This is a genomic window from Rossellomorea vietnamensis (genome assembly GCF_008180415.1).
Classification (GTDB): Bacteria; Bacillota; Bacilli; order Bacillales; family Bacillaceae_B; genus Rossellomorea; species Rossellomorea vietnamensis_C.
Genome location: NZ_VTEI01000003.1, coordinates 703557 through 719454 on the forward strand (window position 1 = coordinate 703557; position 15898 = coordinate 719454).

18 protein-coding genes are annotated in these 15898 nt (G+C 35.3%); all 18 read right to left on the minus strand.

Annotated features, from left to right (window positions below; all coding sequences use genetic code 11):
• Positions 1 to 66 precede the first annotated feature (66 nt).
• The 18 genes from FZC78_RS09470 to FZC78_RS09550 all read right to left on the minus strand — a co-directional run bounded on the left by FZC78_RS09470 (position 67) and on the right by FZC78_RS09550 (position 15886).
• Positions 67 to 378, minus strand: coding sequence for a hypothetical protein (locus FZC78_RS09470; RefSeq protein ID WP_148939439.1), 312 nt, complete (start codon positions 376 to 378; stop codon positions 67 to 69).
• 311 nt (positions 379 to 689) lie between these two features.
• Positions 690 to 887 (minus strand): hypothetical protein, encoded by a 198-nt coding sequence (locus FZC78_RS09475; protein ID WP_252183566.1) that lies wholly within the window; start codon positions 885 to 887, stop codon positions 690 to 692.
• 111 nt (positions 888 to 998) lie between these two features.
• Positions 999 to 2687, minus strand: a complete 1689-nt coding sequence (locus FZC78_RS09480) for a recombinase family protein (protein WP_148939440.1) — start codon at positions 2685 to 2687, stop codon at positions 999 to 1001.
• Positions 2650 to 3198, minus strand: coding sequence for a recombinase family protein (locus tag FZC78_RS09485; RefSeq protein ID WP_187444864.1), 549 nt, complete (start codon positions 3196 to 3198; stop codon positions 2650 to 2652). The genes FZC78_RS09480 and FZC78_RS09485 overlap by 38 nt, the downstream gene beginning before the upstream one ends.
• Positions 3179 to 3310 carry a hypothetical protein gene (locus FZC78_RS24565; protein ID WP_286365485.1) on the minus strand — a complete coding sequence of 44 codons (132 nt, stop codon included), beginning with the start codon at positions 3308 to 3310 and terminating at the stop codon, positions 3179 to 3181. The genes FZC78_RS09485 and FZC78_RS24565 overlap by 20 nt, the downstream gene beginning before the upstream one ends.
• Before the next feature lie 161 nt (positions 3311 to 3471).
• Entirely contained in the window at positions 3472 to 5151 is a 1680-nt protein-coding gene (locus tag FZC78_RS09490) for a DNA primase family protein (RefSeq protein WP_148939442.1), read from the minus strand.
• Between the two features lie 45 nt (positions 5152 to 5196).
• Positions 5197 to 5799 carry a hypothetical protein gene (locus FZC78_RS09495; protein WP_148939443.1) on the minus strand — a complete coding sequence of 201 codons (603 nt, stop codon included), beginning with the start codon at positions 5797 to 5799 and terminating at the stop codon, positions 5197 to 5199.
• 77 nt (positions 5800 to 5876) lie between these two features.
• Positions 5877 to 6290, minus strand: a complete 414-nt coding sequence (locus tag FZC78_RS09500; protein WP_148939444.1) for a hypothetical protein — start codon at positions 6288 to 6290, stop codon at positions 5877 to 5879.
• Between the two features lie 174 nt (positions 6291 to 6464).
• Positions 6465 to 7319 carry a hypothetical protein gene (locus FZC78_RS09505; protein WP_148939445.1) on the minus strand — a complete coding sequence of 285 codons (855 nt, stop codon included), beginning with the start codon at positions 7317 to 7319 and terminating at the stop codon, positions 6465 to 6467.
• 239 nt (positions 7320 to 7558) lie between these two features.
• The gene (locus FZC78_RS09510; protein ID WP_148939446.1) at positions 7559 to 7861 is read right to left on the minus strand and encodes a DUF960 family protein; all 303 of its coding nucleotides are present in this window, start codon (positions 7859 to 7861) and stop codon (positions 7559 to 7561) included.
• Positions 7858 to 8184, minus strand: coding sequence for a hypothetical protein (locus FZC78_RS09515; RefSeq protein WP_148939447.1), 327 nt, complete (start codon positions 8182 to 8184; stop codon positions 7858 to 7860). The genes FZC78_RS09510 and FZC78_RS09515 overlap by 4 nt, the downstream gene beginning before the upstream one ends.
• Positions 8185 to 8207: 23 nt before the next feature.
• Entirely contained in the window at positions 8208 to 8723 is a 516-nt protein-coding gene (locus tag FZC78_RS09520; protein WP_148939448.1) for a DUF1643 domain-containing protein, read from the minus strand.
• Between the two features lie 16 nt (positions 8724 to 8739).
• Positions 8740 to 9198, minus strand: coding sequence for a JAB domain-containing protein (locus tag FZC78_RS09525; protein ID WP_148939449.1), 459 nt, complete (start codon positions 9196 to 9198; stop codon positions 8740 to 8742).
• Between the two features lie 158 nt (positions 9199 to 9356).
• Positions 9357 to 9770, minus strand: a complete 414-nt coding sequence (locus tag FZC78_RS09530; RefSeq protein WP_148939450.1) for a hypothetical protein — start codon at positions 9768 to 9770, stop codon at positions 9357 to 9359.
• 73 nt (positions 9771 to 9843) lie between these two features.
• Positions 9844 to 13602: a helix-turn-helix domain-containing protein gene (locus FZC78_RS09535; RefSeq protein WP_187444865.1), complete on the minus strand. Its 3759-nt coding sequence runs from the start codon at positions 13600 to 13602 to the stop codon at positions 9844 to 9846.
• Between the two features lie 210 nt (positions 13603 to 13812).
• On the minus strand, positions 13813 to 14292 hold the full coding sequence (gene rlmH / locus FZC78_RS09540; RefSeq protein WP_148939452.1) for a 23S rRNA (pseudouridine(1915)-N(3))-methyltransferase RlmH: 480 nt from the start codon (positions 14290 to 14292) through the stop codon (positions 13813 to 13815).
• A 94-nt stretch (positions 14293 to 14386) separates the two neighbouring features.
• Positions 14387 to 14545, minus strand: coding sequence for a CxxH/CxxC protein (locus FZC78_RS09545; protein ID WP_148939453.1), 159 nt, complete (start codon positions 14543 to 14545; stop codon positions 14387 to 14389).
• 120 nt (positions 14546 to 14665) lie between these two features.
• Positions 14666 to 15886, minus strand: coding sequence for a S1C family serine protease (locus tag FZC78_RS09550; RefSeq protein ID WP_148939454.1), 1221 nt, complete (start codon positions 15884 to 15886; stop codon positions 14666 to 14668).
• Positions 15887 to 15898: the final 12 nt, after the last annotated feature.

Here is a 15898-nt window from a genome sequence, read left to right on the forward strand (position 1 = left end):
CAACTAAAAATTATTTAATTATCAAGACTCTTACACAGACACAGAACATACATTCTTATTATACTATTAAATTATGAAATAATATAATTGAATATCATCTCCTCTAAATATTCCGATTCTCGATATCATAAAACTGGGAAAAATAATCTTCTCATTAAATTCTAAGTTTATAATATCCTTTACTATTTTATCCATTTCTATCTTTGATTCTAATATTACCATTTCTTGATAAAATGGTAATTTAAATTCTTCAATAGCCTCACCATTGTTTAGGTATTCAAACAGATGGTAGAATTCATTCTTTAAATATTTTATAAAACAACTTGGAAATTCACTCTCAAATTCATTAAAATCCTTTAAACACTGTACTTTTTTCATTATCTATAGCTCCTACTTGGTTTCTGTGTTAATTCTGTTGCTAATGAAACTACAATTCCTACAACCGTTCCCAACAAAAAGTATGGCACTACTAAAACCCCCTTTATTTCTCTTGATTAGTGTTCTTCTTAATAAATACATAGATGGATACTCCAAACGCCACACCTGCTTTGAATAAATCAATTGGTGTCATGTACTCACCTCCTTAATCGTAAAATCACGCACGAAACAAGAGACGATAACTCTTATAGAGCCAACCTCTCCGACTTGTTACCATATTTAGTTGTGCTATAATTCCACTTGCCCTTACCTCACACAAAGCTAATAGGCTTAACAAGTTCACCATCTTTCAAAAGACCGATTCCTTTATTCTCTAGACCCTCTTTATCCTGTAATAGGTACACAACATTCGATGCCCCACCATCATAGAAGAATATCCAACATTTTAGTTCCTGATTATTCTCATTTGGGATACTAGCCTTAACCTGTTCATTCTTGATATCGTCCACTGATAGGACTCTAACGTCTGCTTTTCAGTCCTTCCATGCTAGATGTGGGTGGTGTACCTCGATGTAGTTTCTGAATACCTTAATAACACTCATATGTTATCCACTCCCTTTTTACAAGTCGATTAGAATAGAAAAAGGAGAAGAGAAATCATCTTCACTAGACGATTTCTCTTCTCCTTGTTTTGTGAAGTGGCGAACCACTTCATTATTAAGTTGAATTTGAATAGAATTGATTTCTCGACTTTCTCCAATTCTGATTTCTTTTATAAGCAAGTGCAATAATCGTTTCTTTTGCTCAGTTGTTATTGTTTTCTTATAGTTTGATACAAAGTTAGACATCACCTCCTTAACCAATTCATAGTCAACATTTATTTGATTTTGTCCTGAAAGTTGAAGTTCTAATGGTGACAATCTCTCTTCCGTTAGCTTTTTCTCTACATTTAATTTCTCAAGCCTTTCGACTAAGTCAACCTTTTCTATTACACCATCTTCATATAACCCAAGAACTTTGTCTTTTTTAGATTCTATTTCACTCAAGGATTTTTTTAATACTTTATACTCTTTCTGCAAAGGAGATGTTTTCTCGTTCAATCCACCATTAACTTTTGCAACTACATCCCTCATTAATTTATCATTTGTTGCTAGTCCACCAATTTTGTCTAATACATATTTATCTGCATATTCAGTTCTAATTCCATTAGAGCGACAAGCTGCTGTACCTTTATTTTTCCATGCACCACATACATAATACTCTAGAACACGCTTACTCCCATCTTTATTTGTATTTGTCGTTCTCCCCAAAACCATACCTGCTCCACATGCTGGACATTTCATTACACCAGTAAGAGGATATTCCCCACTGTGGACACGATTAGGAGTTTTGCTTCTACTCTTCAAAATAGCTTGAGCTTTTTCCCATGTTTCTTCAGAGATAATTGGTTCATGTAATCCTTTTTCAATTACAGGATTAGGATTAATATTGTTTCTTCTTTTTTCACTCCAATCTTGTCTTACGTTATATCTAATGAAGCCTACATAGATAGGATTTGTAAGAATGGTTCTAATTGCACTAATAGAAAACGTGTTTTCCTTTTTACTGCGATGCCCTTCTTTATTAACAGTATTGGCAATTGCCTTATATCCATGTCCTCCTGTATAAAGCTCAAATATTCGTTTGACGGTTTGGGCTTCTTTTTCATTTATAAATAGCTTTGATATTTTCCTTTTCCTATTATCACTAGGAATACTCACTACATCATAACCAAGTACTTGTCCACCATTCCACGAGCCTTCCCTTGCTCTTGCTAACATGCCCATTTTGACATTTTCAGCAATATTAGCTCGTTCAAACTCGGCAACTGCAGCCATCATTTGAAATAGTAATCTCCCTGTCGGTGTTTCAGTTTCATATCGTTCTGTATGAGAACGGAAGCCAATACCTTTGTTCTGCAGTATTTCCACAATGTTGAGAAGGTCAACACTTTTCCTTGAAAGTCGGTTCAGTTTCCACACTAGCACAACATCAAAGCATTTTTGGTTGGCATCATGAAGAAGCTCTTGAATAGCTGGTCTACCTCTAATATTCTTACCGCTTATACCTCGGTCAACATATTCCTTATGGATAACATACCCCTCTTGTTCACACCATTGCCGTAAGACGTTTATCTGTTCATCTATACTGTATCCTTCCTCAGCCTGTTCAACTGTAGAAACACGAGCATATATAGAAGCTCTTTTCTGTGTTCCAGCTTGAGGGTTGTGGTCAAGCTGTTCCAATAGATTCATTGCGTAATTCTGCATTTAATTCACCGCCCTTCAAAGATTGACCTCTTGTCATTATTAAACGAGCAAGTGACGATAATGAAATATCCCTTTTACATGTAAGATGTTCATCTTCTATTAATGAGACCATCCATTGAAAATGTAATTCACCTTCGAAATCTGAAGTATCAAATGGCTCAGTAGCAGAGCACAATTCAACATTATGTTCGTCTAAAAATTGTTTAATTTTTAAAAGGTCAGTTGCGTTTGACGATAGACTAAATAAATACCAAACCAGTACCACGTCGATTAATCCCAAAGATACATCTTTCAATAATTGTTTTAGTGCTTTTCTATCCTCTATACCATTTCCTTGACATGCTACATTGAAGTAAATCTGCGGAATTTCGTAACCCATTTTTACATACATTTCTTTTAACACTTGAATGTCACGATAGAGCCTGTGTCCTTTTGATTGTTCAATTGATGTGTTCCGAGTGTAGATAGAAACCTTAACCTTCTGTTGTTGGTTACTTTCCTTGATTTGCATTCTCTTCTCCCCCATCATGTTCTGTATTAGTAGTCAAATAGTTTTTGACCATTTCGGCTAAAATATCTATTAAAGTTTGATAGTTATAGTCGGTCGTTTCTTCTATATTCATGCTTTTCTCCCTCTCAGCTGATTTATGATATATATTTTATTTTGATTATGATTTTTAAAAGGGGGATGGGTGGTGAGTAAAATCGAAACTTCCTTTGATTTAAAAATTTTTACACCTTTTCTTACCATCTATTTTTTATTTTTTGCACTCCCCCTATCCCCCTAAAACTGAATGAATTCTCCATTCATTGTTGGTACTTGAAGATGGTCTATTCCTACGATTTCCATTCCATCAAAGTAAACTGTTCCCTTAACCTTCTTTTTCACAATTGGAATACATTCATTCTCAAGTATGATTTTGAAATTTCTCCAGAAAGTTTGTTTTGATTTTGTTCCTTTGTCGTCAATCCCTTGCATATTCAACCACTGCAAATATTTCTCGTGAAATTCAGACTGCCTTGTGCGTTTTCCTTCTTTAAGAGCGATATGCTCAAGGAAAAACTCTGTAACTGGATTCTGTTCTGTATGATAAGCACGTTGGTATTCATCAATTACTCTACATTTGCTGAACTGATAATTGTTTGTCCTTAATCTCCTTAAACCTTCAATCGCCCAATTTAATATTCCAGGAAGCTCGATTAATAATTTATTTATGAGTTCCGTATCCTTTTCACCGTCCTCAAACTTCTTTCGAAATGGTACAATTAACAACTTTCTAAAAAATCCATTAGTCACATCCATTGAATCTGGTAGCGCATTAACAACAAACACGAGCTTACAATGTGGTTTATAGCTTATAGCTGAGCGATACTTTATATTAATGGTAATGGTGTCACCACTAACAATGGCTTTAAAGTTTTCTGTTTTTAATGCTTTACCACCCATTTCATTTTCAGCAGCAATATTTACAGTTTTATTGATGAGTCCTTCAAGACCGAATTGTTGACTAAATTCGGCTAAAGGAATACTACTCATATTCTCTTTACCTACTAACTTAGTAATAATAGAAGAGAGTACACTCTTACCATTCGAACCTCCACCATAAAAAAAGAAAGCTTTCTCTGCTTTTGTTTCAGCTGATAATAGATAGCCCATAATTTCCTGATGAACACGAATAAGTTCATCATTATCTAACGTGATTTCCTTTAAAAATTGCATAAATGATGGAGCTGTAGCCTCTGAGTCATAATCGATTGGCAATTGTACCGTTGATAAATAACTTGGATGGTGAGGTAGAAGTTCAAATCTATCCAAACTCAACATCCCATTTTTTAGATTGATGAAGTTTCGCATTGTATTCATTTCATCTACTGTTTCAGATTCACGTAATAGTGTCTTGACTACTTCTGCTTCTGACTTGCTACTCCAGCTACTCCAAAGACCTTCATGCATCAGGGTTCGAATTATCTTTCCTAGTTCTACCTCTGTCAGTTCTTCATAAACACCTTTCCTATTGTAAAGGAATAATCGACCATCCTTTGTAGAACGAACATAACAACGGTTAACGAAATGCTTGGCAAAGATATTAGGATTGAAGGAATATGCATTCTTTTTCTCATCATATAGAAAGCCATGTTCTTCAGCTTTACTGATAGTGATTAACTGTTGTAGTTCATCCAATAGTTCTTTTGATACCATTTGCTCCACAACACGCTCTGCATTTTCATATATCTTTGCAGATTCATGTTGTGGGATTTTATCAAAACCATAAAGCAATGCCTTGAAATATTGAAGGCTTTTTGGAGCGACAATCATATCCATAGCTGTTACTAACATTGAAAGTTGTTCTTTCAGATGAATAGCTTCTAGTAGCTTTCTAGTTCTTTCACTGCTTTCAAACAATCTAATCTTCCTAACGCTATAAGGCGAGAGGTAGGGTGACTCATTTTTTAACTGTTTCATTTATTTCAGCTCCTTTACAGTAGGAAGGGTTAAACCTTCCTACTATTACGTGTTTGGTTTTTCTACATCTAAAATCTCAATCTTTTCATAGACATTGCCAGCTTCTGAAACAACATGATAAACTCTTGCTTGTCCAGTCATGCCAACCAAATATCTCATGGTTATTTTTTTACCTCTGAATACATCTTTGAAAGCTCCAAGAAATTCCATTAATGCAGATTGGTGATTAGAAGAGATATTGTAAGGCAATGTTAACGTTGTAATTTCGTTAGTGCTTGGATTCCCAAGAGAAAACGTAATCACATACTGGTCTTTCGTACCGTATTGTGTCTCAACATTTTCTTTAACACCAATGTCATCAATTCGAAAGTCATAAATACCTTCTGCAATTTTTGCAATTCGCTTCATGGAAACGAAGTCATCTCCAAAAGTAAATACTCGTTCCATCGCAGTGCTCTGTTGAATACTGTTATTTGAGAGTGATGTAGATTCGGCTGTCAGGTTACTACCACTACCAGTGTTTAGATAATTCATAGAGTTTCCTTCCTCTCCATTTTCAATTAATTTCATCTCAACTTGTTTCAACGTTTGAATGTTATCTTCATTTGGTCCATTTTTTACGGGACGTCTTACCTTCTTTAATGCCATTTGCTACACTCTCCAATCTTTTAGATATATTAAAAGATTTTCTCTGTCTAACAGTTGCTCAAGCTTCATCATTTTCCTCAGTCAACTAATGCCGTTGATTGGTCTGAAAACCTAAAAGTGTTAATAACAGAATTGAGATACCATGCAACCACGATTGAATCCTTTTTGATTTCATAGCCGACAGGTTTCACGTGAAACTCATCTAAATTTTTGATAATCCTTTTTGTCACTTCATCTCTTTCTTCCACCGTCATATCAGCGAGCAATCTTTCTTTATACCGAGTTACCTCTGCAAAAGCCATTAAATTTTTTAACGTATTAACATCATCCAGTACCGCAAAATCACTTTCACTGTCCTCACCAAATGAGTAAATCTCCATTAACCTTTTTTCTTTTACTAATATTTCTTCCTCTTCACTTTGCTCTTGAAAGTTATTTATGAAAGTTAAGGTTCCGTTATAATATTTCTGAGCTTGTTTTACTTCCATCATTAAAATTACCTCCCATTGATTTATTTTTTTATTAATAATCGCTTTCTGTAATAAATCTTACCAAGAGAGAAAAAAAACAATTAGTAGGGAGAAAAAAATAGTTTCTTCCCCCTATTTCTTAAATGACTAGAACAAAAAAGCCGCCATGCGAATGGCAGCTAGTTTAGTCATTATTTATTTCTGAAACTCTCTTAGTGCTTTTTCCAACACAATTTTACTATCATCATAAGTTATATCATCGGGATTTTCATTTTCGTCAATAGCTTGGATTACTTTATCCTCAATGTCTTCATGACGAATTTCACTAAAAATGTCCGCCACTTCACCAAATTCTATAAAGCATTGATAAATCTTTTTCTCCAAATAGCCATACAGTTCAATTACATCGTTTTCACTAAGTAATCGTGCGTTATAATCAGCGTCATCAAAATTATATATTTCATCACTAGAATTATTTACTTCATATGTCCCTTTTTTTTGTGTACTACTATTCTCATTACCTAAATTATCAAATGTCCCATATCGCAATTCTGCCTCTTTTAACAACAAGCTAAATTTATCGATTAGACAGTTATGCCTTTCTATAGAAAAATATTGATGTTGAGCAAAGATTTCCAACCTTTTTTTCTCTTTTTGACTACTATCCTTAATATCTTTAGTACTATATTCGACTAGTCCATTCACTAACTCACTCCATTGAGTGTACGGTAAACTTTCTAATCCAGTTTTCCTAATTGCTTTTACTGATTTTGAAGTAAAGTTTAGAAGTAAATATTTTATGTATTCCTTTGAATCAACTGGTATTGCAAACTCTTGTTCATTCTTTATTGCATTTTTTTCTACTCCTTTAACCTTAAGAAGTTCGGTTAACTTTTTCACTTGTTCTTTTTTATAATTTTCAAAAACATTTCTTTTATCTTCTACTATTTTTATATTTCCATTATCATCTTTTTTTACAAAGTCATAATTACATTCCAGTGCAAGTTCTTTTGATATTTGGTACATTGTAACAGTTTCTTTCAAGTCCATTATCTTACGCTCCAGTCTTAGGGGGTTAGGGGGAGAAGGATATTAAAAAAAACTAATATTCGGTTATTCTCCTTGATTATCTTACTACATTTTTTCATAAAATTTTTATTCTAATACTCAACAGTTTAAACTATGTTGAAATTTTATTTTTACTCAAACCCTATCTCCCACACAAAAAAAAGTGGATTTTTAGTTCCACAATTCAAACTAATAATCCACTTTCAATAGCAATGTTCTCTCTAGTAATCCGAAGGAAACAACATAGTTTGCTTATTAGGCTCATTAATAATCCAAACAACTGTGGCTTTAACGTTCATTAAAACATGCTCTAGAACTATTTCTTGCTTTAAATATGGCTGTTCTTGGTGATTGGTAATTTTTATACTCTTACAGTTATTAACAATTTCAAAGACTTGTAAATAATCCATTTTATCTTTTCTTATAATTACAATTGAATCCAGCAGCCCCCACAATAGAGCCTGAATTTCTATACTCAATTCTTCATTTATTGCTCTAGTCATGTAGCGTGGCTTACTAGTCATTTTTTATTTTCACCTTTATTTAATAATTTTTCAAACACCCTCACACCATTTTTAAGGCAAACTAAAAAGAGTGGATGATTTGTATTAGCATCTGCTGCTACACAAACCATCCACTCAATTCCTTCAATATCAAAACCATTTGAGTAAACTAAAACTTTATCAGGAATCAATTCTAGGAACTCTTCGGTTACTAGTTCTGGGTCAAGTTCCTCTTTAAAAAGGATAACTGCTTCTCCCCCGTAATTATCCTTTTCTACCTGTATACCAAACTGCAGAAACATCAATTCATTAAAATATTCATCAAAATACTCGCTACTAAACATAGTGTAACTCCTTTAATATATTATTAGTTGACAATATTACTATCACCATAAGGTACTAATTTCCACTGGTGTTTCACAGCTGGATAGAGAGGATGGAAACCTTTCCGACCAAAAGTCGCTTCTATTTGAAGGATGTTTATTTTCTTGTCTAGCAATAAGGCTATAATCATTTTTAACCGCTCAATTGCTTTCTTATTAGTTTCTACTCCTTTTCCAACCGCAATTATGACATCATCTACTCTAGCAATAGCTTCTTGGATACATTTCAGATTTTCAGTAACAGATTCTTTCATTTCAACTCCTTCAATAGACGGAAATAAGTTCACAATTTCTGCAACGCCGTATTCTAATTTAGAAAGATTATTAATAACGTACATCGTTGTTTGGTCTTGCACTATTTCATCTGCATGACCTGCGTTCTTCATAATAACAAGTGCCTTTTTCTTATTCTTGTCCCACTCTTTCCTAATAAGATACTTGTTTTTCATATCGCTAGCATACGTAACTTCTGTGTTTAGCGTGTTTTTTATTGTTTTCATTGTCTTTTTACTCCTTTTAAATTACGCCTTTCTCTTTTAAGGAATTATACGTACCATCTCCAATAATTATATGGTCCAATAGCTCAATCCCCATCAGCTTTCCAGCTTCTGCAAGACGTTTGGTTACTTCCACATCTTCCATAGATTCTTTAGTGTCACCAGATGGATGATTATGAGCCACCATGATACTCGCTGCTGACGATAAGATAGCAGATTTCATTACTTCACGGGGACTAACAATACTTGCATTTAAGCTACCAATATGGCAAACATTTATGGATACTGGTTGATTCTTGGTGTCTAGGGTTACAACAATGAATTGCTCACGGTCCTTATCTTCTAGGAATCCTTTTAATAACTCATACGCATCCTGAGGAGAGCGAATGCTTCTTCTTTCATAGAGGATACTTGACTCTTTTACCAACCTAATTGAAACAATATTTACTCGCTTGGCGGGCACTCTTTTCTCATTCATCCTAACCACTCCCGACTAAATTAATTAGGTCCCTAGCTTTCCTTAGAAGCTAGGGACCTATAAATCTCAATTTAATAATATATATTCAATTAACCATTTTATTACATTAGTCAGTATTATAGTTCATAATACTTTACTTCTAGCAGGTAGGAGGGTTCTTAAACTAAGCTTTTTCCTATTGGTTTTTGTAACATTAAATGAGTCATTAAAAAGTCATATACATCCCTATCCAGACCATCTCCTGTTATTATGATATCAATTATTTCTTGATTGTAACCTATGTTATAAATAAATAAGTTTTTTTTCTCGCAATGATTAATTTTGTTAGGACTAATAGCAAATACACCTCCCTTTTTTGACTCAAAGCCCAAGAAATCTATATTTTTTAGGTTATCTCCCTTTTCAAACATTATAATTTTGGTAAAGTTTGAAAAAATATTTACTTCACACTTTTTGCTCTTGGTTTTAACATTATCCCAGAAAACCCCAGAAGCAGCTTTTATCAATCTCTCTTCAACCATCATTGAGCTTACTAATACATTTAAATCCCTAAAGTTTTTAATTATTCTCACAACAACATGTTCCCCTTTCCCAAAACACAAAAAAGGTTGGAAGCATAAATAGCTCCCAACCTTTACTTTTAATTTAGCTTAGATTATTTAGATAAGTGGTAATTAATATACTCAATTCGCGATTCACTTCTTCTTCAGACAACTCAGAGTCATGTGCTATTTTAGAAAGATGTGATAATGCTACATGATTTTCGTTATCCTTATCATATTTTTCAATGCGAAGAGGCAAATCAGTTTTAAATGACCTTGAGTCAGATGAGTCAATTATATAATTCGTTGCAATATCAGAATTCATTACCGCACAAATATAATGGGCTTCATCCTCAGTTATAAAGTTTCCTTCATTATCTTGTGAAATGGAGCATGCATGGTCTAAAAGGAGATACATTTTTTCCTCATTCCATGGGGTCATACCTTTTTTAATTACTGTTGAAACCCATTTTGTATTATTTCTAAATGCAACTCTTACCGGTGCAAATGTGTAGGGACCAACTCGTGTAATGCTATAAAATTCCCCCTTTTTACCTTGAACTCTTTGGTTATAATCTGTTTTTCCAATATCATCACGGACTGAATCATAATAGTTCAGTAGACTTTTTGATTCTAACTCCAATTCCTCCCGAGGTATTGGTCTTTTTAAGTCAGTTGATTTATATGGAAATGGTGCTACAAACTTTACTTTTTCTAAGCCAAAACGTACAATATTTGGTCCCTCAATTACAGGGTATAAAAATTTCGTATCCATTAACACCTGTCGTACAGCAACTTTTCTTTCCGATTTCTTATTTTGGTAATTACTTACCCATACCTTATTCGCAGTAGTTCTAGCCCTCTCATCAAGAACCTCAAGAATAATAGCTTCTTTAGGATATAGTCCTAAACCAACACGTCCTTTGTATTCACTTTGCCCAGCAATTAACTTCATTTTTGGAATATCACCAACGTTTCGAGTGTCAGTAAAAGTGAAATTGTTATAATGTTCCGATGCCATATACGCAATCTTATCAATAGGATTAAACTTATCTGCTATTGCCTCAAAGTTTTTATATTTCTTTTCAAAGATATTTTCACCTCTGCGCTTTTCATACATTACAACAGGTATTAGTTCTTCTTGAGGTTCATCACTCTTCTTAAAATAGTAAGTCATGAACTTCTCCGTCACTGGTTTAAAAGGGTCACCTGATTTTGACCAATCGATAAACTCATCATAGTTTAGATTGCCACTTCGCACTTGGACTAACTCTCTAAATCCTGCATATGTTTGTTGGAACGCTATTGACTTCGGCATAAGGAAGCCCATTACCCCTTCCGACTCTAACCAATTATCTGCAACAACGTTTGCAATAAGAGCACATAGATTTAGATTGATTCCTCCAGTAAAGTTATCCCCCGAAAAAACGTGTTGTTCAAGAGAAGCTCGTTTTAAAATCTCACGATATCCGTCAGGTAATGCCTTCCAGTCAATCCATGGTGGATTAGAAGCGATTAAATTAAACTTTCCATCTACCATAGTACTTAACACGCTGAAGATAGTTCTTATCCAGGCTCTACTCCATCCCTTCTGCATTAAGTAAACAGTACTTTCTACGAATTCTTCTACCGAGGATTGAATCTCTTCATTTGTATAATCACAGAGGTCTAATAACATTTTAGTAAGATTAGAAGTGTTGACCTCCTCACTTTTAAAGATTTCTGCTTCAAAACTTTGAGTGACAGAAATAAATTCATGATGCATCAACATCATTTTTGGCAATCTAAAGTTAAGAGAGTTTAAATCATCTTCGTTTATTTCATATGAAATAAAATCTGTCTTCATAATATTGGAAACTTTTGGAACTAATGCTGCATCACCATATTTTACTGGAAAAACTATTGATTGAAGTCCATCTTCAACATCGATAAATCTTGCAATGGCAATAAAGTAATTAATTCGGCAAGTTAATACTGCTAGCGGATTAATGTCATAGCCATAAACCCTTTTTAGAACATTCTTTAAGATAATTGAATTGTCTTTATCTGCTTCTTCTCTAAGAACATATTCAATCATTTTCATGACAAATGTCCCAGAACCACAACAGGGGTCTATTCCTCTCCAAAGTGGATTTAACTTACGAATTTCATTAAGTTTTCGATTCACTACATGGTCCGCCAGCCAATCCGGAGTGTAGTATTCCCCAAGTGAGTGCCGAACTTCTTTGGGGATAATCGATTGATACAAAACTTTGAAAAAGTCATGTACATTTCCCCTATTAAATAACCTTTGACTAGGGTCATACTCAGATAAAATCTCAATACTCTTGGTAAGACATGAAAAGATGTTTTCATCCCAAACCTCTTCATGAAGATACCATGAGAAGAAGTCTCCTTCTAAGAGATTGAGAATCCCGACCTGTTTAAAGATTTCTCCGGATTCTATTGCACTTAAGCCACTTCTTAAACCTCTCGAATCTAAACGTGCTAGCTCATCGAATTTTAAAGAGAAATGGGAACTCTTGAAGAATATCTCAGTTGTTACATTATATGCAATGAGCTTAATAAGAACGACATAGGCTGTATGCAAACAGAATAGTGCCTTTGTTTCATCAATCTTACCAACAGGGACATCGAAGTAATTAGCAAGGACATTCTTTCTATCTTTAATACTTTTAGTATTATTGTCGTTATGCCCACCTAACTTGAAGATTTTCTCCCATTCACTTTCATATTTCGTTTCCCCTTCTTTTTGATTGGTGATAAGTTTGTCATAAAGTGTTTTTGCAAGGTTGATAGTTACTTGGTTTGATGAATCTAAACTAAAGTCAGCAACCAACTCCTTGGCAGATAACTCTTTTCGACCTAATGAAAGGTATACCTTTATTAACTCTTTTAATGTCTTTAAGTTAAAGTTCTGCAGAGGAGACACAATCTTCTTCCCACTCGAGTAAGAAAGAAATACAATATTTTTTCCATCTGTTAGAACACCAAAATATTTATCGATATGCACCTCTTCATTTCGAGAAATATTCTGTAGGTATTCATCCAACTGATTCTTATTCTTCTCCAAATCAACCAAAATGTCTTGCTTATACTCCGTAATTACATTACTAAAGCGTGAATCGGCTCGTTTATTTTGCTTATGTCGATACCTTAAAGATTTTTCCTCAGTATTATCATTAATAACTACTGATTCCTCTCGGATTGGAGCATAATCCTCCCCAAAATACTTCAATATTTCAGAAATTTTATTCTCGATTCTCGAAGCAATAGTTGCTTCTGAATTAGCCTTTGTACAACTATCGACTACTTGCAGTGCAGTTGCCCTCAATTTTTCTTCAAAATCCTTAGATTCAATTAGAGCTACATGAACTTCCTGAATTAAATCTGGATTTGTTGGAAGCCCTGATTGAAGCGTTACTACGTTCTTCGGTACTTTTGATATTTTCTTCAATAACTTCTGTTTATCTGCATCAAGCTTTAGTGTATCCAGCTTAAATTTACAGACAGGACAAACAGCAGCAGTGTTTTTAAAGTTAATGTCGCCAGGTTCCAACTGATAAATTGTTAAATAAGGAGTATTTTTTAGCTCCTCCGGTACGGAATCTTCACATAGCTCACATTTGCTATTGGCTCGTTCCAAAACTCGTTGATTAACATCTCCGTACCCTTCGAGCTCTTCCTTTATTAAGGACGAAACTTCTACATTGAAAAAGTCTGCAATTTTCCTAATGTGGGCTATTGTAGGTGATTTACTACCATTCTCATATGACCGAATTGAATTTGTAGTTATACCTACTCTTTCAGCAAACTCCTTTTGAGAAAGATTCTTGCTTGTTCGCAGTTCTTTTAAGTTCAATTCTACCCGCTCCTCTTTTGTGCGCATTTTATCAATTGCTAACATTTTCTAACTTGATTATATGCGCACAAAATAAAAAAGTCAAACTTTTATTGCGCAATTCCTTAAATTTTAAAAATACACCTATTTTAAAAAGCGCACAAAAACCCTCTTTCTTTACATAAGAGGGTACGACTTTATAATTTTGTATTTATTTATCCAAAACCTCATTTACTTATGGTACGGTTCCCCCCGATTAATCCGAAAAGCTCGATAAACCTGCTCAACTAGTATCAGCCTCATCAACTGATGGGGAAAGGTCATCTTTGAGAAAGAAAGAGTCTCATTGGAACGCTTCAATACCTCATCACTCAAACCCAGAGAACCTCCTATAACGAAAGCAACTTTACTTTTCCCATACGTAGCAAGTTTGTCCAGGTTATCAGCCAGGTCCTCGGAGGTTCTCATTTTCCCTTCGATCGCCAATGCAATGACATGTGCATCCGGGGAGATTTTGGCGAGGATCCGCTCTCCCTCTTTTCCTTTGACCTGAATCATTTCCGTTTCACTTAATTCTTCAGGAGCTTTTTCGTCGGAAACCTCAATGACTTCGACTTTGGCGTATGCACTCAGACGTTTTAAATATTCATCGATTCCTTGCTTGAGATATTTTTCTTTTAATTTACCAACCGTTACTATTGAGATATTCACAATTCACACTCGCTTTATAACCGATTTACAAACACGTTATCCACAAAAGTTATACACATATCCACAATTACTATCCACATATCGTATGGGAATATTAGTTCGCCACTATATATTCTGCTGATTTATCGCAATATTCACAAGTTGTGGATAATTTTTGCTGGGCTGTTAATTGTTCCAATTTTGGAGCAACTTCATATTCATCCACAATGATGTCCATCGCAAGCTCTACGTGTTCAATGCAGCAATAGATCATACTTTTTCCCTCCACTCTAAACATGGTACATTATCTTATTAATTTATCCACAAGTCATCATATCATTAAAAAATAAAGCAGGAAAGTGCCCGGCACCTTCCTGCTTTTAAGTTATCCACATTACAGACGTGATTCATCCGTAAGCTTTATTTGAACTGTTTGCTGCTCACCGTTTCTATATATTGTGACTTCCATTTGATCGCCGACTTCTTTTTCATTATAAAGATGCTTGCGAAGCTGGATAATATCGCTGATTCTTTCCCCATCAAGTTCTATGATGACATCCAGTTCCTGAAGCCCAGCTTGAGCTGCCGGAGAGTTTGGTACAACTTGCCGGACCATTACGCCGTCTTTTACCTCCTCAGGAAGTTTCAGCGTTTCCTGCTGGTGATACGCTGTGATTTCATTGACGTTTTCCAAGGAAACTCCCATTGCCGGGCGTTTAACTTCACCAAATTCTTCAAGATCCTCTATAATGGGCTGAGCTGCATTGATCGGAATCGCAAGGCCGATCCCCTCAACTGCATCCTGGGCTATCTTCATGGAATTGATCCCGATCAACTGACCGGCGATATTGACTAATGCCCCGCCAGAGTTACCCGGGTTAATGGCCGCGTCGGTTTGGATGACCTCCGCCTGCCAGTCTTCTATACCATCTTGGTTCACATCGACAGGGATCGTACGCTCAAGGCCAGAAATAATCCCTTGGGTAACAGAACCTGAGAAAGCCAGGCCTAATGGGTTTCCTATAGCAAGAACCGGCTCTCCCGTCCTAAGCTCATCTGAATTACCGAATTCAGCTACAGCTTCAATTTCTGCCGCCTCTACTTCCAGAACAGCAAGGTCTGTCCAGACATCGCCGCCTCTTAACTGTGCGGGCAGCTTGGTGCCATCTGAAAGTGTCACTTCAAGCTGGTCAGCATCTTGGATAACATGATAGTTTGTGGCTATGTATGCTTGCCCACCAGCTTTCTTATAGATGACCCCAGATCCAGTTCCAGCCTCTTGCCCCGTTTGTTCCCAAAAGCTCTGGGAACGGATATTGCTAATCCCTACTACAGCATCTTCAGCTTTTTGAACAGCTTCTGTCACATCTGTCGTGACATTTACGGAAAGGTTCCTGCTTTCCCCGTTTTGGCCGTTATGATAGTTTTCATCCGTTTCAGCCAAATTGCTGCCTGGATTATACGGAAGCACATCCCAATCCGCTAATTTCGGCAATGCAACTATGACAAGAATCGCCCCTAATATGATACCTATAAGGCTTGCCAGAAAGTAGCCTCCGCGGTTCCCTTTTTGTTTGGACCTTGTATTTTCATAATCCTGATCATAATAACCCATCTGCTGCTACAT